24 protein-coding genes and 7 tRNA genes (1 of these 31 cut by a window edge) are annotated in these 22,651 nt (G+C 41.0%); 29 read left to right on the top strand and 2 right to left on the bottom strand.

Annotated elements, in window-relative coordinates; genetic code table 11:
* The 8 genes from FQT24_RS07070 to FQT24_RS07035 all read left to right on the top strand — a co-directional run.
* A tRNA-Met gene (locus FQT24_RS07070) sits at window positions 1–29 on the top strand (it extends 45 nt beyond the left edge of the window).
* A gap of 3 nt (window positions 30–32) precedes the next feature.
* Window positions 33–105, top strand: a tRNA-Phe gene (locus FQT24_RS07065).
* Between the two features lie 12 nt (window positions 106–117).
* Window positions 118–198 (top strand) — tRNA-Tyr (locus FQT24_RS07060).
* Between the two features lie 4 nt (window positions 199–202).
* A tRNA-Trp gene (locus tag FQT24_RS07055) sits at window positions 203–273 on the top strand.
* 14 nt (window positions 274–287) lie between these two features.
* Window positions 288–360: transfer RNA gene (locus FQT24_RS07050), tRNA-His, on the top strand.
* Window positions 361–373: 13 nt separating this feature from the next.
* Window positions 374–445, top strand: a tRNA-Gln gene (locus tag FQT24_RS07045).
* Window positions 446–454: 9 nt separating this feature from the next.
* Window positions 455–538: transfer RNA gene (locus FQT24_RS07040), tRNA-Leu, on the top strand.
* A 107-nt stretch (window positions 539–645) separates the two neighbouring features.
* Window positions 646–1,920, top strand: coding sequence for a glutamate-cysteine ligase family protein (locus FQT24_RS07035; protein ID WP_143952559.1), 1,275 nt, complete (start codon window positions 646–648; stop codon window positions 1,918–1,920).
* Window positions 1,921–2,167: 247 nt separating this feature from the next.
* Here the strand turns inward: FQT24_RS07035 and FQT24_RS07030 are convergent, their stop codons facing one another.
* Entirely contained in the window at window positions 2,168–3,334 is a 1,167-nt protein-coding gene (locus FQT24_RS07030; protein WP_143951979.1) for an IS30 family transposase, read from the bottom strand.
* A 208-nt stretch (window positions 3,335–3,542) separates the two neighbouring features.
* Between FQT24_RS07030 and thrC the strand changes: the two genes are divergently transcribed.
* The 7 genes from thrC (at window position 3,543) to pcp (ending at window position 10,113) form a co-directional block, all read left to right on the top strand.
* The gene (gene thrC / locus FQT24_RS07025; RefSeq protein WP_143952558.1) at window positions 3,543–5,027 is read left to right on the top strand and encodes a threonine synthase; all 1,485 of its coding nucleotides are present in this window, start codon (window positions 3,543–3,545) and stop codon (window positions 5,025–5,027) included.
* Between the two features lie 60 nt (window positions 5,028–5,087).
* Window positions 5,088–6,368 carry an MATE family efflux transporter gene (locus tag FQT24_RS07020; RefSeq protein WP_020903673.1) on the top strand — a complete coding sequence of 427 codons (1,281 nt, stop codon included), beginning with the start codon at window positions 5,088–5,090 and terminating at the stop codon, window positions 6,366–6,368.
* A 3-nt stretch (window positions 6,369–6,371) separates the two neighbouring features.
* Window positions 6,372–6,998 (top strand): HAD family hydrolase, encoded by a 627-nt coding sequence (locus FQT24_RS07015; RefSeq protein ID WP_020903674.1) that lies wholly within the window; start codon window positions 6,372–6,374, stop codon window positions 6,996–6,998.
* Between the two features lie 159 nt (window positions 6,999–7,157).
* Window positions 7,158–8,360, top strand: a complete 1,203-nt coding sequence (locus FQT24_RS07010) for a LysM peptidoglycan-binding domain-containing protein (protein WP_143952557.1) — start codon at window positions 7,158–7,160, stop codon at window positions 8,358–8,360.
* Window positions 8,361–8,558: 198 nt separating this feature from the next.
* The gene (locus FQT24_RS07005; protein WP_185952554.1) at window positions 8,559–8,984 is read left to right on the top strand and encodes a MarR family winged helix-turn-helix transcriptional regulator; all 426 of its coding nucleotides are present in this window, start codon (window positions 8,559–8,561) and stop codon (window positions 8,982–8,984) included.
* 10 nt (window positions 8,985–8,994) lie between these two features.
* Window positions 8,995–9,357 (top strand): DUF1304 domain-containing protein, encoded by a 363-nt coding sequence (locus FQT24_RS07000; RefSeq protein WP_143952556.1) that lies wholly within the window; start codon window positions 8,995–8,997, stop codon window positions 9,355–9,357.
* Between the two features lie 111 nt (window positions 9,358–9,468).
* The gene (pcp, locus tag FQT24_RS06995) at window positions 9,469–10,113 is read left to right on the top strand and encodes a pyroglutamyl-peptidase I (protein WP_033687421.1); all 645 of its coding nucleotides are present in this window, start codon (window positions 9,469–9,471) and stop codon (window positions 10,111–10,113) included.
* A 26-nt stretch (window positions 10,114–10,139) separates the two neighbouring features.
* Here the strand turns inward: pcp and FQT24_RS06990 are convergent, their stop codons facing one another.
* On the bottom strand, window positions 10,140–10,997 hold the full coding sequence (locus FQT24_RS06990) for a DUF975 family protein (RefSeq protein ID WP_143952555.1): 858 nt from the start codon (window positions 10,995–10,997) through the stop codon (window positions 10,140–10,142).
* A gap of 116 nt (window positions 10,998–11,113) precedes the next feature.
* On the opposite strand from FQT24_RS06990, the gene tgt reads away from it, so the two are divergent.
* The 14 genes from tgt to FQT24_RS06920 all read left to right on the top strand — a co-directional run bounded on the left by tgt (window position 11,114) and on the right by FQT24_RS06920 (window position 22,634).
* Entirely contained in the window at window positions 11,114–12,256 is a 1,143-nt protein-coding gene (gene tgt / locus FQT24_RS06985) for a tRNA guanosine(34) transglycosylase Tgt (RefSeq protein ID WP_143952554.1), read from the top strand.
* Window positions 12,257–12,356: 100 nt separating this feature from the next.
* Window positions 12,357–14,174 (top strand): acyltransferase family protein, encoded by a 1,818-nt coding sequence (locus FQT24_RS06980; protein WP_143952553.1) that lies wholly within the window; start codon window positions 12,357–12,359, stop codon window positions 14,172–14,174.
* A 151-nt stretch (window positions 14,175–14,325) separates the two neighbouring features.
* Window positions 14,326–15,477 (top strand): N-acetylglucosamine-6-phosphate deacetylase, encoded by a 1,152-nt coding sequence (gene nagA / locus FQT24_RS06975; protein ID WP_001134549.1) that lies wholly within the window; start codon window positions 14,326–14,328, stop codon window positions 15,475–15,477.
* Window positions 15,478–15,639: 162 nt separating this feature from the next.
* Window positions 15,640–16,698 (top strand): zinc-dependent alcohol dehydrogenase family protein, encoded by a 1,059-nt coding sequence (locus FQT24_RS06970; RefSeq protein WP_004257473.1) that lies wholly within the window; start codon window positions 15,640–15,642, stop codon window positions 16,696–16,698.
* A gap of 149 nt (window positions 16,699–16,847) precedes the next feature.
* Window positions 16,848–17,213 (top strand): DUF1033 family protein, encoded by a 366-nt coding sequence (locus FQT24_RS06965; RefSeq protein ID WP_000286405.1) that lies wholly within the window; start codon window positions 16,848–16,850, stop codon window positions 17,211–17,213.
* A gap of 76 nt (window positions 17,214–17,289) precedes the next feature.
* Window positions 17,290–18,231 (top strand): competence type IV pilus ATPase ComGA, encoded by a 942-nt coding sequence (gene comGA / locus FQT24_RS06960; RefSeq protein WP_004257471.1) that lies wholly within the window; start codon window positions 17,290–17,292, stop codon window positions 18,229–18,231.
* Window positions 18,179–19,195, top strand: coding sequence for a competence type IV pilus assembly protein ComGB (gene comGB / locus FQT24_RS06955; RefSeq protein ID WP_143952552.1), 1,017 nt, complete (start codon window positions 18,179–18,181; stop codon window positions 19,193–19,195). The genes comGA and comGB overlap by 53 nt, the downstream gene beginning before the upstream one ends.
* A 1-nt stretch (window position 19,196) precedes the next feature.
* Window positions 19,197–19,523, top strand: coding sequence for a competence type IV pilus major pilin ComGC (gene comGC, locus FQT24_RS06950; RefSeq protein WP_004257466.1), 327 nt, complete (start codon window positions 19,197–19,199; stop codon window positions 19,521–19,523).
* The gene (gene comGD, locus FQT24_RS06945) at window positions 19,516–19,920 is read left to right on the top strand and encodes a competence type IV pilus minor pilin ComGD (RefSeq protein ID WP_004257461.1); all 405 of its coding nucleotides are present in this window, start codon (window positions 19,516–19,518) and stop codon (window positions 19,918–19,920) included. The genes comGC and comGD overlap by 8 nt, the downstream gene beginning before the upstream one ends.
* A complete protein-coding gene (gene comGE / locus FQT24_RS06940; protein ID WP_004257457.1) occupies window positions 19,883–20,185 on the top strand; it encodes a competence type IV pilus minor pilin ComGE in 303 nt (100 codons plus the stop codon). The genes comGD and comGE overlap by 38 nt, the downstream gene beginning before the upstream one ends.
* Window positions 20,148–20,609, top strand: coding sequence for a competence type IV pilus minor pilin ComGF (comGF, locus tag FQT24_RS06935; protein ID WP_004257453.1), 462 nt, complete (start codon window positions 20,148–20,150; stop codon window positions 20,607–20,609). The genes comGE and comGF overlap by 38 nt, the downstream gene beginning before the upstream one ends.
* Window positions 20,587–21,000 carry a competence type IV pilus minor pilin ComGG gene (gene comGG, locus FQT24_RS06930; protein WP_004257448.1) on the top strand — a complete coding sequence of 138 codons (414 nt, stop codon included), beginning with the start codon at window positions 20,587–20,589 and terminating at the stop codon, window positions 20,998–21,000. The genes comGF and comGG overlap by 23 nt, the downstream gene beginning before the upstream one ends.
* A gap of 32 nt (window positions 21,001–21,032) precedes the next feature.
* Window positions 21,033–21,620, top strand: coding sequence for a class I SAM-dependent methyltransferase (locus FQT24_RS06925; protein ID WP_025172898.1), 588 nt, complete (start codon window positions 21,033–21,035; stop codon window positions 21,618–21,620).
* Window positions 21,621–21,680: 60 nt separating this feature from the next.
* Entirely contained in the window at window positions 21,681–22,634 is a 954-nt protein-coding gene (locus FQT24_RS06920) for a class I SAM-dependent methyltransferase (protein ID WP_004257442.1), read from the top strand.
* The last annotated feature ends 17 nt before the right edge of the window (window positions 22,635–22,651 follow it).

The raw sequence follows: 22,651 nt of genomic DNA, 5'->3' as shown, positions 1-22,651 counted from the left end.
GGTCGTAGGTTCAAATCCTGCTCCCGCAATAAGGCTCGGTAGCTCAGTTGGTAGAGCAATGGATTGAAGCTCCATGTGTCGGCGGTTCGATTCCGTCTCGCGCCATTTATATATTTTGGAAGGGTAGCGAAGAGGCTAAACGCGGCGGACTGTAAATCCGCTCCTTCGGGTTCGGGGGTTCGAATCCCTCCCCTTCCATTTTACGGGCATAGTTTAAAGGTAGAACTAAGGTCTCCAAAACCTTCAGTGTGGGTTCAATTCCTACTGCCCGTGTTAATAGAATTATGGCGGGTGTGGTGAAGTGGTTAACACACCAGATTGTGGCTCTGGCATGCGTGGGTTCGATCCCCATCACTCGCCTATTTTATATTATTGGGGTATAGCCAAGCGGTAAGGCAAGGGACTTTGACTCCCTCATGCGTTGGTTCGAATCCAGCTACCCCAGTTACTATTTGCCGGCGTGGCGGAATTGGCAGACGCGCTGGACTCAAAATCCAGTGTCCGCAAGGACGTGCCGGTTCGACCCCGGCCGCCGGTATAGTATAGCGATAAGGAACGTTGTAAGTCTTCGTTCCTTTTTTATGTTATTTTTGGTATAATAATAGTTATTCAAATTTTATTTAGATTATGAAAGTGTAGGGAAGTATGTCTCGTTCTATCGATTTATTAAAACATCGGTATTTGAAAAATATTAAAGAAAATCCTGAATTGTTTGTCGGGATTGAGCTGGAATATCCTGTTGTAAACTTGGAAGGGGATGCTACAGATGTTGAAGTTATCAAGTACTTATTCCGATATTTAGTTTCTTCTTTTGATTTCACTGTCGAAAAGGTAGATGATTTTGGCAATCCGATCCAGTTAGTAGATCCGATAAGTCAGGATGCTATTTTGTTTGAAGTTTCCTATACTACGATTGAGTTTGCATTTGGTAAGGCCGAAACAATTCAAGAGGTCGAAAATCGTTTCAATAATTATATGGATGTAATTCAGAGACAATTAGGCGAATCCAATCATGCTATCGTTGGTTGCGGTATTCATCCTAACTGGGATAAAAATGAGAATTGTCCAGTGGCTTATCCACGCTATCAGATGTTGATGGATTATTTGAATTTGAGTAGGAATGTGATTGAATCAGATTTACATCATTTCCCTGAATATGGTGCTTTTATCTGTGGGAGTCAGGTTCAGCTGGATGTTTCAAAATCTAACTACTTACGGGTGATTAATGCTTTTACTCAAATTGAAGGAGTTAAGGCTTATTTATTTGCCAATTCTGAGTTTTCAGGTGAGGATTGGGATACGAAAATTTCAAGGGATATTTTTTGGGAAGAATCGATGCATGGTATCTATCCAGAGAACGTCGGTGTCAATGCTAGGCTCTTTAAAGATAAGGATGATTTTTTTGATTATCTAGATCATTCTGCAATTTTTACTGCGGAACGTGATGGGCAAACCTATTATTTTTATCCGATTCAGGCTAGGGACTATTTGGATACACCTGAAATCCAAGCATTTGATCTTAATGGGGATGAGGTTCTTATTTCCCCTCAAGAGAAGGATTTTGAAACTCATCGTAGTTATCAGTACCAAGACTTAACGACTCGCGGAACAGTTGAGTTTCGTAGTGTGTGTACTCAATCTCTAGATAGAACCTTCGCTTCAGCAGCTTTTCACTTAGGATTGTTGGTCAATTTATATAAGTTAGAAGCTTACTTAGAAACAGCACCTTTTTTTAAAGAATTTGGGCGAAATTATAAGTTTTTAAGACGACAATTTTCTAAGAAAAAGCTTACAGAACAGGAAGAAACTGCAATTATAGAGTTTTCAAAAGACTTACTCCAGCTAGCTGAGGAAGGTCTGCAGATGAGAAATAAACAAGAAATGATTTATTTACAGCCTTTGAAAGAAGAATTGGGGTAAATTCGCAAACTAAGTTCCACCGCTAGTAGAAGTGGAAGTTAGTCTGATAAAAATCCTAAAAACCAGTGGAAATCCGTGTCAGGGTAAGTTCCACTGGTTTTACTAATGCTTGATTTCATCGCTTTTGTAACCAAAAGGAATCGAAAAAAAGAGCGCACAAAATCCCCTCATCTGAAAGCGTTTCAGATTAAGTTCCGCTATGGTGGAAGTTAGTGTGAGACGTTTGAATGCGGTTAAAGGTTAGTTTTTAGAACTTATGTTGGAGTAATTTCGAAGACTGACAGACGTCTTCTGCAGGTATTTTAGAAATACCTAGAAGCTTAGGAATCTCTTCTCCATAGGTAAAGGCAAAGAGCTCATAGGCTGACTTTCCATTCAAAGCAGCACGTTTGACACTGTTGACATGAGAGCAGACGAGATTGATGTCCTCTTGAGTTAAGTTGTCAAAAGCAGTTCCCTTAGGTAGAATGTCTCGAATCAGTGTGTGGTTTTTCTCAATTCTCCCTTTCTGGTCAGAGCGATTAGGGTCACAAAAGAAGAGTTTACTCTCTCCTCGCACATCCATTTCGATATCATCAACCCTGGCAAACTCTCCACCATTATCGGTAAGAATGACAGGAAAGAGTTGGAAGAAATCTTTATCAGCTTCATGAAGAGTGTTCTTGATGGTATAGAGGTGTTTGGTAACCTCAAGGGCAGTTTTATTATCCAGAAGCCTAGCGAAGATAAAGTTACAGAAAGACAGGTTGAAGGTAAGTAGGACTTTACCTCCCATCCTCCCCAGAACTGTGTCCATTTCCAGCCAAGAGTCTAGTTGATTAAGGACTAAATAGTTTTGGAAATCCTCATAGGAACGGCCTTTTTTAGCTTCTTTAGGGATGGAAGGTAGTTTCCTTTTCCGTCTTTCTTTGAATTTAACGGCTCTGGCTAGGTCAATATGAGCGATAGATAGGTATCCTTTTCGGATGTGTCGATAGACGGTTGAGGAACTGACATCAAGGTTATGAGTTTTGAGGATATGATAGATGTGTTGTCCCTTTTTAACACCATCAGAAATGACTTTGTCCATGTCCCAGAAGGCCTTGGAATTAAGGGGAGTTCCTTCACGAGCTTCGACAAGAGTTTGTTCGTACTGTTTTTGAGCTTGTTTAGCAAGGTAGAAGATTTTTTTAAATCCACAATTTTGTCTTCTTTTAGGGCATCCATTACAGACAAAGGGAGCCTTATCGAGTAAAGGGCAAGGAAGGTTATCGCATGTAGACTCTCGGACTTGTCTGTTTCGTTTGACTTCTTTGGAAACAGTAGTTGGGTCTTTTAGAATGGATTGTCCGATAGCTTTGAAGGTTTCACCGCGCTCTAAGCCTAATTGGATATCATTACGGTCTGAAAGGGTAAGGTGTTTATGTTTTGTCATAGTAGACCTCATTTCTAACTCAAACGTCTCACACTTAATTCCACCATAAAAATCCGTTTTAGACTAATTTCCACTTTGGTTGGGCAAGTGGAAGTTACTTTGAGAAATTAGCAAAGAAGAATTGGGCCTATAATTTCTCTTATAAAAGGAGAATTTTCTGAAAAATCATGATATAATGGATGAGACTATAGATAAAGGATAGAGAGTAATGACATTAGTTTATCAATCAACGCGTGATGCCAACAATACAGTAACTGCTAGCCAAGCTATTTTGCAAGGTTTGGCGACGGATGGTGGTTTGTTTGCACCGCTTACTTATCCAAAGGTAGATTTGGACTTTGACAAATTGAAAGATGCTTCTTACCAGGAAGTTGCTAAGCTTGTTTTGTCAGCATTTTTAGATGACTTTACAGCTGAGGAGTTGGACTACTGTATCAACAATGCCTACGATAGCAAGTTTGATACTCTAGCTATCGCACCATTAGTGAAATTAGACGGGCAATACAATCTGGAGCTTTTCCATGGTTCAACAATTGCCTTTAAGGATATGGCCTTGTCTATTTTGCCATACTTTATGACAACAGCTGCTAAGAAACATGGCTTGGAGAACAAGATTGTCATCTTAACAGCGACATCTGGTGATACTGGAAAAGCTGCTATGGCAGGGTTTGCGGATGTGCCTGGAACTGAGATTATTGTCTTTTATCCAAAGGATGGTGTCAGCAAGGTACAAGAGTTGCAAATGACCACTCAGACTGGTGATAATACTCATGTTATCGCTATTGATGGTAACTTTGACGATGCGCAAACAAATGTGAAGCATATGTTTAATGATGTGGCTCTTCGTGAAAAGTTGGCTACCAATAAACTGCAATTTTCATCTGCCAACTCTATGAATATCGGTCGTTTGGTGCCACAGATTGTTTATTATGTTTATGCCTATGCTCAGTTGGTTAAGACTGGTGAGATTGTGGCTGGTGATAAGGTCAACTTCACAGTACCAACAGGAAATTTTGGAAATATCTTGGCTGCCTTTTATGCTAAGCAAATTGGTCTACCAGTTGGCAAATTAATCTGTGCTTCAAATGACAACAATGTTTTGACAGACTTTTTCAAGACACGTGTTTACGACAAGAAACGTGAGTTTAAAGTGACTACTAGTCCATCTATGGATATTTTGGTATCTTCAAACTTGGAGCGTTTGATTTTCCATCTTTTAGGTAATGATGCGGTTAAAACAGCTGAACTTATGAATGCCTTGAACAAGCAAGGACAATATGAGTTGACAGACTTTGATGCAGAGATTTTGGACCTCTTTGCAGCTGAATATGCGACTGAGGAAGAAACGGCAGCAGAAATCAAGCGTGTTTATGAGGCAGATTCTTATATCGAGGATCCACATACGGCGGTTGCCTCGGCAGTTTATAAGAAATACCAAGCGGCTACTGGCGATGTGACTAAGACAGTGATTGCTTCAACAGCGAGTCCATACAAGTTCCCAGTGGTTGCAGTAGAAGCTGTAACAGGTAAAGTAGGCTTGACTGACTTTGAAGCCTTGGCTCAATTACATGATATTTCAGGAGTTGCAGTACCACCAGCAGTTGACGGGCTTGAAACAGCTCCTGTTCGTCACAAGACAACAGTGGCAGCTGCTGATATGCAAGCAGCGGTTGAGGCTTATCTAGGACTTTAAGACAGAGGGAGTAAACTCGGTTGGGAAACCAACTGAGTTTCTTTTCATCAGGAGGAAGGATTGTTTAAGAAAAATAAAGACATTCTTAATATTGCCTTGCCAGCTATGGGCGAAAATTTTTTGCAGATGCTCATGGGGATGGTGGATAGTTACTTAGTAGCCCACTTGGGCTTGATAGCTATTTCGGGTGTATCAGTAGCTGGCAATATTATCACGATTTATCAGGCGATTTTCATCGCTCTGGGAGCTGCTATTTCCAGTGTTATTTCAAAAAATTTGGGGCAGAAGGATCAATCTATGCTAGCCTATCATGTGACTGAGGCATTGAAGATTACCTTACTATTAAGTTTCCTTTTAGGATTTTTGTCCATCTTCGCTGGGAAAGAGATGATAGGACTTTTGGGGACGGAGAGAGATGTAGCTGAGAGTGGTGGACTCTACCTATCTTTGGTAGGCGGATCGATTGTTCTCTTAGGTTTAATGACTAGTCTGGGAGCCTTGATTCGTGCAACGCATAATCCACGTCTGCCTCTCTATGTTAGTTTTTTATCCAATGCCTTGAATATTCTTTTTTCAAGTCTAGCTATTTTTGTTCTGGATATGGGGATAGCTGGTGTTGCTTGGGGGACAATTCTGTCTCGTTTGGTAGGTCTTGTGATTTTATGGTCGCAATTAAAGTTGCCTTTTGAGAAACCGACTTTTGGTTTAGATAAGGAACTATTGACCTTAGCGTTGCCAGCAGCTGGAGAGAGGCTCATGATGAGGGCTGGAGATGTCGTGATCATTGCCTTGGTTGTTTCTTTTGGAACGGAGGCGGTGGCTGGAAATGCAGTCGGAGAAGTCTTGACCCAGTTTAACTATATGCCTGCCTTTGGCGTCGCTACTGCAACGGTCATGCTGGTAGCTCGAGCAGTTGGAGAGGATAATTGGGAAAGAGTAGCTAATTTGAGCAAGCAAACCTTTTGGCTTTCTCTGCTTCTCATGTTGCCCTTGACGCTTAGTGTCTATGCCTTGGGTATACCACTAACTCATCTCTATACGACTGATTCTCTAGCGGTGGAGGCTAGTGTGCTAGTGACACTTTTTTCACTACTTGGTACTCCTATGACGATAGGAACAGTCATCTATACAGCAGTCTGGCAGGGTTTGGGCAATGCTCGGCTTCCCTTTTATGCGACAAGTATAGGAATGTGGTGTATCCGCATTGGAACAGGATATCTGATGGGGATTGTGCTTGGTTGGGGCTTGCCCGGTATTTGGGCCGGAACCCTTTTGGATAATGGTTTTCGTTGGTTATTTCTACGTTACCGTTACCAGCGTTATATGAGCTTGAAAGGATAGGAAATGCAAAAAACAGCTTTTATTTGGGATTTAGATGGGACTTTATTGGATTCTTACGAAGCGATTTTATCAGGAATTGAGGAAACTTTTGCTCAGTTTTCTATTCCTTATGATAAGGAGCAGGTGAGGGAGTTTATTCTCAAGTTTTCTGTGCAGGATTTACTTGTGCAGGTGGCAGAAGAGAGAAAGCTGGATGTGGAAATGCTAAATCAGGTGCGTGCCCAGAGTTTGGCTGAGAAGAATGCTCAGGTAGTTTTGATGCCAGGTGCGCGTGATGTGCTAGCTTGGGCAGAGGAATCAGGAATTCAGCAGTTTGTTTACACTCATAAGGGAGACAATGCTCGTACCATTCTCAGAGACTTGGGTTTGGAATCTTATTTTACAGAGATTTTAACCAGTCAGAGTGGTTTTGTGCGGAAGCCAAGTCCAGAAGCGGCTAACTATCTGTTAGGCAAGTATCAGTTGGATTCTGAGAAGACCTATTATATAGGGGATCGGACTCTGGATGTGGAATTTGCCCAGAATAGTGGGATTCAAAGTATCAACTTTTTAGAGTCGACTTATGAAGGAAATCATAGGATTCAAGGGTTAGCAGATATTCCTTATATTTTTGGGGATTGGGAACGATAAGATTGTGTCAGTTTTGTGACAGAGACCTAACAAACTATTTCAAGTAACCAAGTTTGTTACAAGGAATAGACAGTTCTGTTAAATAGGCCCGAGAGGGCTTTTTTTCTGCTTTTTTTGTGTTATCATAGACAGGTACTCATTTGAAAGGAATTTGAAAGAATGAAGAAAAGAATATTATTAGCCTCAACAGTAGCCTTGTCATTTGCCCCAGTATTGGCAACCCAAGCAGAAGAAGTTCTTTGGACTGCACGTAGTGTTGAGCAAATCCAAAATGATTTGACTAAAACGGACAACAAAACAAGTTATACCGTTCAATATGGTGATACCTTGAGCACCATTGCAGAAGCATTGGGGGTAGATGTCACAGTTCTTGCGAATTTGAATAAAATCACCAATATGGACTTGATTTTCCCAGAAACCGTTTTGACAACGACTGTCAATGAAGCAGAAGAAGTAACAGAAGTTGAAATCCAAACACCACAAGCAGATTCTAGTGAGGAAGTGACAACTGCGACAGCAGATTTGACAACAAATCAAGTGACCGTAGATGATCAAACTGTTCAGGTTACAGACCTTTCTCAACCGATTGCAGAAGCGCCAAAAGCGGTAGAAGCTCCAAGCAAAAATGAAGTAGCAACAAGTTCAGAAGTTACAGAGACAGTGACTGCTTCAGAAGAAGTGGCATCATCTACAGAGACTTCTGTCCCAGAGGAGCAAACAGCCGAAACAAGCAGTGCAGTTGCAGAAGTAGCTCCTCAGGCACCGACTCCAGCCGAGAAGCAGGAAACACAAGTAAGTCCTCAAGCTGAATCAGCAGTGGAAGCAACTACAACTCCAGTAGAAGAAAAAGCAACTGAAACAACTGCAACAAGTTCAGCAGAAGCAAAAGAAGCCTCATCAAATGAAGCTACAACATCAGTTTCTACTTATCAACCAGAAGAGACGAAAAGAGCTTCAGCAACTTACGCGGCTCCAGCTGCGCCTGATTATGCTGGACTGGCAGTAGCGAAATCTGAAAATGCAGGACTTCAACCACAAACGGCTGCCTTTAAAGAAGAAATTGCCAACTTGTTTGGTATCACATCCTTTAGTGGTTACCGTCCAGGAGACAGTGGAGATCACGGAAAAGGTTTGGCCATTGACTTCATGGTACCAGAAGGTTCAGAACTAGGGGATAAGATTGCGGAATACGCTATTCAAAACATGGCTAGCCGTGGCATTAGTTACATCATTTGGAAACAACGTTTCTATGCTCCATTTGATAGCAAATATGGACCAGCTAATACTTGGAACCCAATGCCAGACCGTGGTAGCGTGACAGAAAACCATTATGATCACGTTCACGTTTCAATGAATGGATAAACCAGACTTTGTAATAACATTTTGACGAATGAGATCTAGCTTTCGTGATAGGAAGCGAGTCTCATTTGTTTTTTCTTTGTCAATTTGAATGGAAAGTTACCATCTTGTAATAATCCAAGCAACATTCTTGCAATTTATTTTACTTTGCATTATACCTGATTAGTCAACTATTGATCAATCAATAAAAAGGAGGAAGAAATGATAGAGATTCAAGATCTGCTTTATCAACTCCGCTTGTCTGAGCAAGCGAGTACGCAATTGTTTAAAAAAAAACTTGGGATTAGTTTGACACGGTATCAGATTTTACTGTTTCTGCTGAAGCATTCCCCTTGTAATCAAATAGCGGTTCAGGAGCGTTTGAAGATTGATCAGGCTGCTTTGACCCGACATTTCAAAATTCTGGGAAAGGAAGGTTTGGTGGAGCGTCATCGTAATCCTGAAAATCAGCGAGAAGTGTTGGTGGAGGCTACGAAGTATGCCAAAGAGCAGTTAGTTGTGAATCCGCCTCTGCAGCATATCAAGGTTAAGGAAGAGATGGAAAGTATCTTAACAGAGTCTGAAAGAACAGAACTCAGCCGTTTAGTAAATAAATTGGTTTTGGGTATTGAAAATATAGAAATTTAAGGAGAAATAGATGTCAATTATTACAATCATTTTAGCAACGATTGTTGCTTTGGAGCATTTTTACATTTTTTATTTGGAAAGTATTGCAACGCAATCAGATGCAACCAGTCGAGTATTTAACATGGAAAAGGAAGAACTGGCTCGTCCGTCTGTAAGTTCATTGTTTAAAAATCAAGGGATTTATAATGCTCTGTTAGGAGTCTTTCTCTTGTATGGGATTTATTTCTCACAGAATTTAGAAATTGTGACTATTTTTGTTTTATTTGTGATTGGTGCTGCGGCTTATGGCTCTCTCACAGCAGATAAGAAAATTATTTTGAAGCAAGGTGGACCAGCTATTTTGGCCTTGATTAGTATTTTTCTCTTTAAATAAACTTTAATGCCGGTCTGATCCTCTCTAGTCCTTTTCACTCCAGAATAAGGGAAATATGTTATACTTGTTTTTAAGAAAAAGTCTCATTGAATTTGTTTTGAGGAGTAAGAAATGAAAGTATTAGTGACAGGTTTTGAGCCCTTTGGAGGGGAAAAGGTCAATCCAGCTTTGGAAGCCATTAAAGGTTTACCAGCTGAAATCCATGGTGCTGAGGTCCGTTGGCTAGAGGTGCCGACAGTTTTTCACAAATCGGCTCAAGTATTGGAAGAAGAAATGAGTCGTTATCAACCTGACTTTGTCCTTTGTATCGGCCAAGCAGGTGGAAGAACCAGCTTGACACCTGAGCGAGTGGCTATAAATCAAGACGATGCACGCATTCCTGATAACGAAGGTAATCAGCCGATTGACCTTCCCATTCGTCCAGATGGTGCTCCGGCTTACTTTAGTAGTTTGCCGATTAAAGCGATGGTTCAAGCTATAAAAAAAGAGGGATTGCCGGCCTCTGTTTCCAATACTGCAGGGACTTTTGTCTGCAATCATTTGATGTATCAGGCCCTCTATTTGGTAGAAAAGAAATTTCCCCATGTTAAGGCAGGTTTTATGCATATTCCTTATATGATGGAACAGGTGGTGAATCGACCGACTACTCCAGCTATGAGTTTAGTGGACATTAGGCGAGGGATAGAAGCAGCAATCGGAGCCATGATAGAATATGGAGATGAGGACCTCAAGTTGGTAGGCGGAGAAACTCATTGATAGAAAAAGAGCTTGAGGGAAAACCTTCAAGCTTTTGGACGTTTTCGAGCAAGTACTGCTCGGTAAAAAATCATTTTAATGATTTGAATGTAGGGTAGGAGTGAGAAACTAGCAATTCCAAAGGTAATCCAATTGAGGAAGTACCAAGGAAGGAGTTGTAAGTCTAGGACGAAACGCTGGAACTTGTAGCCTTTCATCAGGAAACGGCTGGTTTTTAGGATTTTCCCTGGTTTGGCTTGTCCTAAATCTAGAGTATCACAGAGGAGAAATTCTACCTGTGAATAGGCATAGTATTGTGGGATATAGAGACTATTTCCGACAATCATCAAGAGGATACTTGCTAGAAAGTAAAGACCAAAGGTCATGAGGAAACGCTCGGTTTCAATTGACGAGAGATCCAGATTAGGAAATTCAGGATGGATTGCAACGAATTTCTTGGCTAAAAAGCTACTGTAAAAGAGGAAGTAAATCCCAAGCAAACTAGGAATGCTCCATAAGAAGAGATAGAGACGTTTGAGAAGAAGAGTCAAAAAGGTTTGTGAAAAGTGCTCTTCATTAAAGAGAGTCAGACTATTTTTGACGGATAGTTCTGTATCTGGATTCTTGATGAGTTTCAGTGTTGTATAGACTGAACTGGTTAGAAGAATAGTTCCGATAAAGGAGACTAACAGAGGAAAAAGGTAGGCTTGGAATACATGTCCAAACACGCTTAAAAAGGGTTGTTCTAAAATTGCTTCGTTGATACGCTCTAAGGGATTGAGGAAGCCAGACAAGATAACCAGCATGCTAGGTAAGAGATAGACGAGAAAGAGGCGGGGATTTTCAGCCTGAAATTGTCTAGCTTGCAGACGAACGGTTTTTAAATCAATTTTTGGGTATTTCATTCTCTCATTATACCATAGTTCGTGACAGTTCCAGCTTTTTTTGATAAAATCATACAGTATGCCCTTGGGCACAAAGTATGAACTGGGACTGTCTTTCCCAGCTTCGGAGGTAAAAAATGTCAGATTCACCAATCAAATACCGTTTGATTAAGAAAGAAAAACACACAGGAGCTCGTCTGGGAGAAATCATCACTCCCCACGGTACCTTTCCGACACCTATGTTTATGCCAGTTGGGACACAAGCCACTGTCAAAACTCAGTCGCCTGAAGAATTGAAGGAGATGGGTTCGGGAATTATCCTGTCAAACACTTATCATCTCTGGCTTCGCCCTGGAGATGAACTCATTGCTCGTGCAGGTGGTCTCCACAAGTTCATGAATTGGGACCAGCCTATCTTGACAGATAGTGGTGGTTTTCAGGTTTATTCCTTAGCAGATAGCCGTAATATCACAGAAGAAGGAGTAACCTTTAAAAACCATCTCAATGGTTCTAAGATGTTCTTGTCCCCAGAAAAAGCCATTTCTATTCAGAATAATTTGGGCTCAGACATCATGATGTCCTTTGACGAATGTCCTCAGTTTTATCAACCTTACGACTACGTTAAGAAATCAATTGAGCGTACCAGTCGTTGGGCTGAGCGTGGTTTGAAGGCTCACCGTCGTCCGCATGACCAAGGGTTATTTGGGATTGTGCAGGGGGCTGGATTTGAAGACCTTCGTCGACAATCGGCTCATGACCTTGTCAGCATGGACTTCCCAGGTTACTCTATCGGTGGTTTGGCGGTGGGAGAAACCCACGAAGAGATGAATGCTGTCTTGGACTTTACAACTCAACTGCTGCCTGAAAACAAACCTCGCTATTTGATGGGTGTGGGAGCGCCAGACAGCTTGATTGATGGGGTGATTCGTGGGGTAGACATGTTTGACTGTGTCTTGCCGACTCGTATCGCTCGTAACGGGACTTGTATGACCAGTCAGGGACGTTTGGTTGTCAAAAATGCCCAGTTTGCTGAGGACTTTACGCCACTGGATCCTGAGTGTGATTGCTACACATGTAAGAACTATACACGCGCTTATCTTCGTCACCTGCTCAAGGCTGATGAAACCTTTGGTATCCGCTTGACTAGCTACCACAATCTTTACTTCTTGCTTAACCTGATGGAGCAAGTGCGACAAGCCATCATGGATGACAATCTCTTGGAATTCCGTGAGTATTTTGTTGAAAAATATGGCTATAATAAGTCAGGCCGTAATTTTTAAACTGGAATAGATATAAGCTAAAAATCCTAAGTTTTCTCTTGGGATTTTTCTTCTTTTTTTGATAGAATAAAGTGTATAATGAAAGGGAGAATAAACTCGTATGCGTATTAAATGGTTTTCCTTGATTAGGATTACAGGTTTACTTTTGGTACTCTTGTATCATTTCTTTCAGACGATCTTTCCTGGAGGATTTTTCGGGGTAGATGTCTTTTTTACATTTTCAGGTTTCCTGATTACAGCTCTACTCATCGAAGAATTTTCTAAAAATCATGAAATTGATTTGGTTGGATTTTTTAGGAGACGCTTTTATCGTATCGTACCACCTGTGGTTTTGATGGTCTTGGTAACCATGCCCTTTACTTTTCTAGTTCGCCAAGATTATGTGGCTGGAATTGGGGGTCAGATTGCGGGTGTTTTAGGCTTCATGACCAACTTCTATGAACTCCTAACAGGTGGGAGCTATGAATCTCAGTTCATTCCACATTTGTTTGTTCATAATTGGAGCTTGGCTGTTGAGGTTCACTACTATATCCTCTGGGGCTTGGCAGTTTGGTTCTTATCTAAACAGTCCAGATCAAATGGTCAGTTGAGAGGAATGGTCTTTCTCTTATCTGCTGCTGCCTTCTTGATCAGCTTCTTCTCCATGTTTATTGGTAGTTTTCTAGTAACCTCTTTCTCCTCTGTTTACTTCTCCAGTTTAACTCATGTCTATCCATTCTTTTTGGGAAGTGTGTTAGCAACTATTGTAGGCGTTCGTCAGACGACTTCCCTCGTCAAGCAGTTGGATAAAATTTGGGATTTACGCAAGACCCTTTTAGTTTTTGGGGGAGGTTTTGCCTTCTTACTCATTTTGACCTTCTTTGTCAAATTTACCTATCTCTTTGCCTATCTTATGGGCTTCTTACTTGCCAGCCTTGCAGCCGTTGCTATGATATTGGCAGCGCGTGTCTTACATGAAAAGACTCCTAACGTACAGGAGCCAAAGATAATTAGCTTTTTAGCGGATACTAGCTATGCGGTTTATCTTTTCCATTGGCCTTTCTACATCATTTTATCACAGTTGACCTCAAATCTTCTTGCTGTGTTACTGACTTTGATTTGTTCTTATGGATTTGCCAGTCTTTCATTTTATGTATTGGAACCTTGGATTGCAGGCAAGAACACACCTGTTTTACAAACTCTTCGTCCCCTGCCTTATATTCACGCAATTCTTGCAACAAGTACAGGAATCTTGGCCATCATTGTCTGCATGGTGATTCTGTTGGCACCACAAGTGGGAGCGTTTGAGACAGACTTGACTGTCAATGGTTTGAAGCAAGCTGCAACAAATATTAGCCAAACCAAGGTGATGACAGAACGGGCAGATGCAAATAGTTTAGGAATTGCTGATGGCACTATGTTAATTGGTGACTCGGTTGCTTTAAGGGCAAATACAGCCCTGCAGACAGCCCTTCCTGGAGCACAGATTAACGCGCAGGTCAGCAGAACAACCAAGACCGCCAACGAAATCATGCTCAACAATAGCCAGAATAAATTTCTACCAAAGATGGTGGTCATTGCGACTGGGGTAAATAATCCTGAAAATTACAAGGAAGATTGGGATAGTATCGTAAAAAATCTTCCTAAGGGCCACCATATGATTTTGGTGACACCTTATGAAGGAGATAAAACAAAAGAGACCTATGCAATCGTTGAGAAGGCTGCTACCTACATGAGAGAATTGGCAGAGAAGACTCCTTACATCACGATAGCAGATTGGAATCAAGTTGCTAAGGAACATCCAGAGATCTGGACAGGAACAGACCAAGTCCATTTCGGAAGTGACACTAGCAAAATTGAAGCAGGAGCAAAATTGTATGCAGATACCATTGCCACAGCCTTGCAAACAGCTCAAGACAAGCCAGTCAAATCAAAATAACTTGTATTAAAAAGAGAAGAGTTGGAGAAATCCAGCTCTTTTAAAATATCTCTAGAAAATAGGTCTATACCATTTACAAATGAATCAGAAAGGTTTATAATGTAATTGACATAATAAATATCAAAAGTAATCTTTTAAGGAGGTCATTATTATGCCTAATTACGTTAAAGCGGATCAGTTTTTCTATCCATTTGGCATTCGTCGCGGTGGGTACTTAGAACTTGTTGATGGCAAATTTGGGAAACATGTGGATCAAATTCCTGAAGGAGCAGAGGTTCTTGACTATACTGGTTATAGCATTGCACCAGGTCTTGTGGATACTCATATTCATGGATATGCAGGTGTAGATGTGATGGACAACAACATTGAAGGTACATTGCATACTATGAGTGAAGGACTTCTTAGTACCGGTGTTACCAGTTTCTTGCCCACAACTTTAACAGCCACTTATGAGCAATTGCTTGCAGTCACTGAAAATCTTGGAAACCATTATAAAGAAGCAACAGGTGCTAAGATTCGTGGGATTTATTATGAAGGTCCATATTTCACAGAAACTTTTAAGGGGGCACAAAATCCAACTTATATGAGAGACCCGGGTGTTGAGGAGTTTCATTCTTGGCAGGATGCTGCAAAAGGGATGCTAAATAAAATCGCTATTGCACCAGAACGTGATGGGGTGGAAGATTTTGTACGTACTATTACAGGTGAAGGTGTGACAGTTGCACTTGGACACTCAGATGCGACATTTGAACAAGCTAAGAAGGCAGTTGATGCTGGAGCTAGTGTATGGGTACATGCCTATAATGGGATGCGTGGTTTAACACACCGCGAACTAGGTATGGTAGGAGCTATGTATGAGCTCCCACATACTTACGCAGAATTGATTTGTGATGGTTATCACGTAGATCCAAAAGCTTGTGAGATTTTACTTAAGCAAAAGGGGACAGAAAACATCGCTCTTATTACGGACTGTATGACAGCTGGTGGGCTTGAAGACGGTGACTATATGTTGGGAGAATTCCCTGTTGTAGTAGCAAATGGAACTGCACGTCTCAAATCTACTGGTAATTTGGCAGGTTCTATCCTCAAACTTAAAGATGGTATGAGAAATGTAGTCGAGTGGGGTATTGCGAATCCACACGAAGCAGTCATGATGGCTAGCCTTAACCCAGCAAAATCTGTTCACATTGATGATGTCTGTGGTCAAATCCGTGAAGGTTATGATGCGGACTTTATCGTATTAGATAAAGATTTGGAATTGGTAGCAACCTATCTAGATGGTGTGAAACGTTATCAAGCATAAGAGAAAAAGCAGAAGTTAGAGATTAGCTTCTGCTTTTTTATCTATATTGCTTTACTGGTAAATAAAAAAGTTAAAAAAATCACAAAAAAACTTGAAGAAACAAATGAAAAGGCTTACAATTATATTATAAATAGTACAAATAAAAAAACGGAGGAATGCTTTATGAAAGCCTATACTTATGTTAAACCAGGACTTGCTTCTTTTGTTGATGTAGACAAACCAGTGCTTCGCAAGCCAACAGACGCTATTGTGCGTATCGTAAAAACTACTATTTGTGGAACAGACCTCCATATTATCAAAGGGGATGTTCCTGCTTGCCAAAGTGGTACCATTCTTGGTCACGAAGGGATTGGGATTGTTGAAGAAGTTGGGGAAGGAGTTTCGAACTTCAAAAAAGGCGATAAGGTCTTGATTTCTTGTGTCTGTGCCTGTGGTAAATGCTACTACTGTAAAAAAGGAATTTATGCCCACTGTGAAGACGAAGGGGGCTGGATTTTCGGTCACCTGATTGATGGTATGCAGGCTGAATATTTACGTGTCCCTCATGCAGATAACACTCTTTACCACACTCCAGAAGACTTGTCAGATGAAGCCTTGGTTATGCTATCAGACATTCTGCCTACTGGGTATGAAATTGGTGTCTTGAAAGGGAAAGTAGAACCTGGTTGTAGTGTAGCCATTATTGGTTCAGGACCTGTTGGATTGGCTGCTCTTTTGACAGCCCAATTCTATTCACCAGCTAAATTGATTATGGTGGATTTAGACGATAACCGCTTGGAAACTGCCCTATCATTTGGTGCGACTCATAAGGTTAATTCTTCAGACCCTGAAAAAGCGATTAAAGAAATTTATGATTTGACAGATGGTCGTGGTGTGGATGTCGCTATCGAAGCTGTTGGTATTCCTGCAACATTTGATTTCTGTCAAAAGATTATCGGTGTAGACGGAACAGTTGCTAACTGTGGTGTACATGGTAAACCAGTTGAATTCGATTTAGATAAACTTTGGATTCGCAACATCAATGTAACAACTGGTTTGGTATCTACAAATACAACTCCACAATTGTTGAAAGCTCTTGAAAGTCATAAGATTGAACCAGAAAAATTGGTAACTCACTATTTCAAACTCAGTGAAATTGAAAAAGCCTATGAAGTTTTCAGTAAAGCAGCAGACCACCATGCAATCAAAGTCATTATCGAAAATGATATTTCAGAAGCTTAAGTAGTAAAAACATTTTGGAACATAAGCAAATAGAAATTCAGTCATCATAAGATGGCTGGATTTTTTATCAAAAAATTAAGAAATGAGCATATTTCTTTCCTTGTTTGTCTGAATTGGTTATAATATACGGTACAAAGGAATGAATGAATATGTATCGTGTTATAGAAATGTACGGAGATTTTGAACCGTGGTGGTTCTTAGAAGGTTGGGAAGAAGATATTGTAGCGAGTAAGAAATTTGACCAGTATTATGATGCTCTCAAATACTATAAAACTTGCTGGTTTAGATTGGAACAAGAATCCCCTCTTTATAAAAGCAGAAGTGACTTGATGACCATTTTTTGGGATCCAGAAGACCAACGCTGGTGCGATGAATGTGACGAGTATTTACAACAATACCATTCTTTGGCTCTTTTACAGGATGAGCAGGTTATCCCAGATGAAAAACTACGCCCAGGCTATGAAAAACAAACCGGTAAGGAAAGGCACCGTTCTTGCCGTATGAAATTAAAATAGAGAAAAAGTAACTTTTTGGGAGTTGCTTTTTTTATTTTTCCAAATCTTTGCGAATAGTATAGGTGAGGAGGTAAGTATGGTTCAAGAAATTGCACAAGAAATCATTCGTTCGGCCCGGAAAAAAGGAGCGCAAGACATTTATTTTGTTCCTAAGTTAGACGCTTATGAGCTTCATATGAGGGTGGGAGACGAGCGCTGTAAAATCGGTTGTTATGATTTTGAAAAGTTTGCGGCCGTTATCAGTCACTTTAAGTTTGTGGCGGGTATGAATGTTGGAGAAAAGCGACGTAGTCAACTTGGTTCCTGTGATTATGCCTATGACCAGAAGATGGCATCTCTACGTCTATCTACTGTAGGCGATTATCGAGGACATGAGAGTTTAGTCATTCGCTTGTTGCACGATGAGGAGCAAGATTTACATTTTTGGTTTCAGGATATTGGAGAACTGGGTAAGCAGTACAGGCAACGGGGACTCTATCTTTTTGCTGGTCCAGTCGGCAGTGGCAAGACAACCTTGATGCACGAATTGGCTAAATCAATATTTAAAGGACAGCAAGTTATGTCCATTGAAGATCCTGTCGAAATCAAGCAGGACGACATGCTTCAGTTGCAGTTGAACGAAGCAATCGGGTTGACCTATGAAAATCTCATCAAACTTTCCCTACGTCATCGACCAGATCTCTTGATTATCGGAGAAATTCGTGACAGCGAAACGGCGCGTGCAGTGGTCAGAGCTAGTTTGACAGGGGCGACAGTCTTTTCAACCATTCACGCCAAGAGTATTCGAGGTGTTTATGAGCGCCTGTTGGAGTTGGGTGTGAGTGAGGAGGAATTGGCAGTCGTTCTGCAGGGAGTCTGCTATCAGAGATTAATCGGGGGAGGAGGAATCGTTGACTTTGCAAACAAAGACTATCAAGAACACCAGCCAACTAGCTGGAATGAACAGATTGACCAGCTTCTTAAAGATGGACATATCACAAGTCTTCAGGCTGAAGCGGAAAAAATTAGCTACAGCTAAGCAAAAAAATATCATCACCTTGTTTAACAATCTCTTTTCCAGCGGTTTTCATCTGGTGGAGACCATCTCCTTTTTAGATAGGAGTGCCTTGTTGGACAAGCAGAGTGTGACTCAGATGCGCACGGGCTTGTCTCAGGGGAAATCATTCTCAGAAATGATGGAAAGTTTGGGCTTTTCAAGTGCCATTGTCACTCAGTTATCCCTAGCTGAAGTTCATGGGAATCTTCACCTAAGTTTGGGAAAGATAGAAGAATATTTAGACAATCTGGCAAAGGTAAAGAAAAAACTAATTGAAGTAGCGACCTATCCCTTGATTTTGCTGGGATTTCTTCTCTTAATTATGCTGGGACTACGCAACTACCTACTTCCCCAACTGGATAGTAGCAATATTGCCGCCCAAATTATCGGCAATCTGCCACAAATCTTTCTCGGCATGGTAGGGGTTGTTTCTCTACTTGCCCTTTTAGCACTAACTTTTTATAAAAGAAGTTCTAAGATGCGCGTCTTTTCTATCTTAGCACGCCTTCCTTTTCTTGGAATCTTTGTACAGACCTATTTGACAGCCTATTACGCGCGTGAATGGGGGAATATGATTTCGCAGGGGATGGAGCTGACGCAGATTTTTCAGATCATGCAGGAACAAGGTTCCCAGCTCTTTAAAGAAATCGGTCAAGACTTAGCTCAAGCACTCCAAAATGGTCGCGAATTTTCTCAAACTATAGGAACCTATCCTTTCTTTAGGAAGGAATTAAGTCTCATCATCGAGTATGGGGAAGTCAAGTCCAAGCTGGGGAGTGAGTTGGAAATCTATGCGGAAAAGACTTGGGAAGCCTTTTTTACCCGAGTCAATCGCACCATGAATTTGGTGCAGCCAATGGTTTTTATCTTTGTGGCTCTGATTATCGTTTTACTTTATGCGGCAATGCTCATGCCCATGTATCAAAATATGGAGGTAAATTTTTAACATGAAAAAAATGATGACATTCTTGAAAAAAGCGAAAGTGAAGGCTTTTACACTTGTGGAGATGTTGGTGGTTTTGCTCATCATCAGCGTGCTTCTATTACTCTTTGTACCTAATCTGACCAAGCAAAAAGAAGCAGTTAACGACAAAGGAAAAGCAGCTGTTGTGAAGGTGGTAGAAAGCCAGGCAGAGCTTTATAGCTTAGATAAAAATGAAGAGGCTAGCCTAAGCAAGTTACAAGCAGATGGGCGAATCACAGAAGAGCAGGCTAAAGCCTATAATGAATACTATACAAAAAATGGAGGAAAAAATCGTACAGTCAATGATTAAGGCATTTACCATGCTGGAAAGTCTCTTGGTTTTGGGTCTTGTGAGTATCCTTGCCTTGGCTTTGTCAGGTTCTGTTCAGTCTAGTTTTGCGGCAGTAGAGGAGCAGATTTTCTTTATGGAGTTTGAAGAACTCTATCGGGAAACTCAAAAACGCAGTGTAGCCAGTCAGCAAAAGACTAGTCTAAACTTAGATGGGCAGACGATCAGTAATGGCAGTCAAAAGTTGACAGTTCCTAAAGGAATTCAGGTACCATCAGGACAAAGTATTACATTTGATCGAGCTGGGGGCAATTCGTCCCTGGCTAAGGTTGAATTTCAGACCAGCAAAGGAGCGATTCGTTATCAATTATATCTAGGAAATGGAAAAATTAAACGCATTAAGGAAACAAAAAATTAGGGCAGTAATTTTACTAGAAGCAGTAGTTGCTCTAGCTATCTTTGCCAGTATTGCTACCCTTCTTTTGGGACAAATTCAAAAGAATAGGCAAGAAGAAGCAAAAATCTTGCAGAAAGAAGAAGTTGTGCGTGTAGCTAAGATGGCACTGCAGACAGGTCAAAATCAGGTAAACGTAAACGGAGTTGAGATTCAGGTATTTTCTAATGAAAAGGGATTGGAGGTCTACCATGGTTCAGAACAGTTGTTGGCTATCAAGGAGCCATAAAATCAAGGCTTTTACCCTGTTAGAATCCCTGATTGCCCTCATTGTCATCAGTGGAAGTTTACTTCTCTTTCAAGCCATGAGTCAGCTCCTCATTTCAGAAGTTCGTTATCAGCAGCAAAGTGAGCAAAAGGAGTGGCTCCTATTTGTGGACCAGTTGGAGGCAGAATTAGACCGTTCGCAGTTCGAAAAAGTGGAGGGCAATCGACTCTATATGAAGCAGGATGGCAAGGATATCGCTATAGGTAAGTCAAAATCGGATGATTTTCGGAAAACCGATGCCAGTGGACGAGGCTATCAGCCTATGGTTTATGGCCTCAAATCAGCTCAGATTACAGAGGAGAATAAACTGGTTCGCTTTCATTTTCAGTTCCAAAAAGGCTTAGAAAGGGAGTTCATCTATCGTGTGGAAAAAGAAAAAAGTTAAGGCAGGAGTCCTCCTCTATGCGGTAAGCATAGCAGCTATCTTTAGTCTCTTGTTACAATTTTACTTGAACCGACAAGTCGCCCACTATCAAGACTATGCTTTAAATAAAGAAAAGTTGGTTGCTTTTGCCATGGCCAAGCGAACCAAAGATAAGGTTGATAAGGAAAGTGGGGAACAGGCCTTTAATATGGGTCAGGTGAGTTATCAAAATAAGAAAACAAGCTTAGTGACAAGGATTCGTACGCCTAAGAGCCAATATGAGTTCATCTTTCCTTCCGTCAAAATAAAAGAAGAGAAAACGGATAAAAAGGAAGAGGTAGCGACCGATTCAAGTGATCAAGCAGAGAAGAAAAAAACAGAAGAGAAGGTTGAAAAGAAAGAGAATTCCTAGCCAATCAAGCTACTTTGTGCTAAACTAAAAATATGAAACATGATTTTAACCACAAAGCAGAAACTTTTGATTCCCCTAAAAATATCTTCCTTGCAAACTTGGTTTGTCAAGCAGTCGAGAAACAGATTGATCTTCTATCAGACAAAGAAATTTTGGATTTCGGTGGAGGGACGGGTCTGTTAACCTTGCCCCTAGCCAAGCAGGCCAAGTCTGTAACATTGGTGGATATTTCGGAGAAAATGCTGGAGCAAGCTCGTTTGAAAGCGGAGCAGCAAGACATCAAGAATATCCAGTTTTTGGAGCAAGATTTACTGGAAAAACCCTTGGAGAAAGAGTTTGATCTCATTGTTGTTTGTCGGGTTCTTCATCATATGCCTGATTTGGATGCGGCTCTCTCACTGTTTCATCAACATCTGAGAGAAAATGGACAACTTTTACTTGCTGATTTTACCAAGACAGAAGCTAGCCATCATGGATTTGAATTGGTTGAACTGGAAAACAAGCTAGCCCAGTTTGGTTTTTCATCTGTGCATAGTCAGATTCTCTATAGCGCTGAAGACCTGTTTCAAGGAAATTACTCAGAACTCTTTTTAACAGTAGCCCAAAAATCACTCGCCTAGTCAGGGAGTGATTTTTCTATAAGGATGGAAAAAAGAAGGGAAATTTGATAAGATAGGAATATGGATTTTGAAAAAATTGAACAAGCTTATACCTATTTACTAGAGAATGTCCAAGTCATTCAAAGTGATTTGGCGACCAACTTTTATGACGCCCTGGTGGAGCAAAACAGCATCTATCTGGATGGAGAAACTGAGCTAGAGCAGGTCAAAGAGAACAATCAGGCCCTTAAACGTTTAGCGCTACGCAAAGAAGAATGGCTCAAGACCTACCAGTTTCTCTTGATGAAGGCTGGGCAAACAGAACCCCTACAGGCTAATCACCAGTTTACACCGGATGCTATTGCCTTACTTTTGGTGTTTATTGTGGAAGAGTTGTTTAAAGAGGAGGAAATCACTATTCTCGAAATGGGTTCTGGCATGGGAATTTTGGGCGCTACTTTCTTGACCTCGCTTGATAAAAAGGTGGATTACTTGGGAATGGAAGTGGATGATTTGCTGATTGATTTGGCAGCTAGCATGGCAGATGTAATTGGTTTACAGGCTGGCTTTGTCCAAGGGGATGCCGTTCGTCCACAGATGCTCAAAGAAAGCGACGTGGTCATCAGCGACTTGCCTGTCGGCTATTATCCTGATGATGCCGTTGCGTTGCGTCATCAAGTTGCTTCTAGCCAAGAACATACTTACGCCCATCACTTGCTCATGGAACAAGGACTTAAGTATCTCAAGTCAGATGGATACGCTATTTTTCTCGCTCCGAGTGATTTGTTGACCAGCCCTCAAAGTGATTTGTTGAAAGGGTGGTTGAAAGAGGAAGCGAGTCTGGTTGCGATGATCAGTCTGCCTGAAAATCTCTTTGCTAATGCTAAACAATCAAAGACGATTTTTATCTTACAGAAGAAAAGTGAAACAGCAGTAGATCCTTTTGTTTATCCGCTTGCTAGCTTGCAAGATGCAGGTGTTTTAATGAAATTTAAAGAAAATTTTCAAAAATGGACTCAAGGTACTGAAATATAAAATAGATTTTGTTATAA

Source organism: Streptococcus mitis, assembly GCF_901542415.1.
Classification (GTDB): Bacteria; Bacillota; Bacilli; order Lactobacillales; family Streptococcaceae; genus Streptococcus; species Streptococcus mitis_BL.
Note: the sequence above shows the minus strand (reverse complement) of the source record. Positions and strands in the feature narration are given on the sequence as shown.

Coding starts and splice junctions, on each gene's coding strand:
- FQT24_RS07015 (WP_020903674.1), top strand. CDS start 6,372: ATGCAAAAAACAGCTTTTATTTGGGATTTAGATGGGACTTTATTGGAT.
- comGE (WP_004257457.1), top strand. CDS start 19,883: ATGGAAAAATTAAACGCATTAAGGAAACAAAAAATTAGGGCAGTAATT.
- comGC (WP_004257466.1), top strand. CDS start 19,197: ATGAAAAAAATGATGACATTCTTGAAAAAAGCGAAAGTGAAGGCTTTT.
- FQT24_RS06970 (WP_004257473.1), top strand. CDS start 15,640: ATGAAAGCCTATACTTATGTTAAACCAGGACTTGCTTCTTTTGTTGAT.
- FQT24_RS06980 (WP_143952553.1), top strand. CDS start 12,357: ATGCGTATTAAATGGTTTTCCTTGATTAGGATTACAGGTTTACTTTTG.
- FQT24_RS06920 (WP_004257442.1), top strand. CDS start 21,681: ATGGATTTTGAAAAAATTGAACAAGCTTATACCTATTTACTAGAGAAT.
- tgt (WP_143952554.1), top strand. CDS start 11,114: ATGTCAGATTCACCAATCAAATACCGTTTGATTAAGAAAGAAAAACAC.
- thrC (WP_143952558.1), top strand. CDS start 3,543: ATGACATTAGTTTATCAATCAACGCGTGATGCCAACAATACAGTAACT.
- pcp (WP_033687421.1), top strand. CDS start 9,469: ATGAAAGTATTAGTGACAGGTTTTGAGCCCTTTGGAGGGGAAAAGGTC.
- comGF (WP_004257453.1), top strand. CDS start 20,148: ATGGTTCAGAACAGTTGTTGGCTATCAAGGAGCCATAAAATCAAGGCT.
- comGA (WP_004257471.1), top strand. CDS start 17,290: ATGGTTCAAGAAATTGCACAAGAAATCATTCGTTCGGCCCGGAAAAAA.
- comGD (WP_004257461.1), top strand. CDS start 19,516: ATGATTAAGGCATTTACCATGCTGGAAAGTCTCTTGGTTTTGGGTCTT.
- FQT24_RS07000 (WP_143952556.1), top strand. CDS start 8,995: ATGTCAATTATTACAATCATTTTAGCAACGATTGTTGCTTTGGAGCAT.
- FQT24_RS06990 (WP_143952555.1), bottom strand. CDS start 10,997: ATGAAATACCCAAAAATTGATTTAAAAACCGTTCGTCTGCAAGCTAGA.
- nagA (WP_001134549.1), top strand. CDS start 14,326: ATGCCTAATTACGTTAAAGCGGATCAGTTTTTCTATCCATTTGGCATT.
- FQT24_RS07035 (WP_143952559.1), top strand. CDS start 646: ATGTCTCGTTCTATCGATTTATTAAAACATCGGTATTTGAAAAATATT.
- comGB (WP_143952552.1), top strand. CDS start 18,179: ATGGACATATCACAAGTCTTCAGGCTGAAGCGGAAAAAATTAGCTACA.
- FQT24_RS07005 (WP_185952554.1), top strand. CDS start 8,559: ATGATAGAGATTCAAGATCTGCTTTATCAACTCCGCTTGTCTGAGCAA.
- FQT24_RS07030 (WP_143951979.1), bottom strand. CDS start 3,334: ATGACAAAACATAAACACCTTACCCTTTCAGACCGTAATGATATCCAA.
- FQT24_RS06965 (WP_000286405.1), top strand. CDS start 16,848: ATGTATCGTGTTATAGAAATGTACGGAGATTTTGAACCGTGGTGGTTC.
- FQT24_RS06925 (WP_025172898.1), top strand. CDS start 21,033: ATGAAACATGATTTTAACCACAAAGCAGAAACTTTTGATTCCCCTAAA.
- FQT24_RS07010 (WP_143952557.1), top strand. CDS start 7,158: ATGAAGAAAAGAATATTATTAGCCTCAACAGTAGCCTTGTCATTTGCC.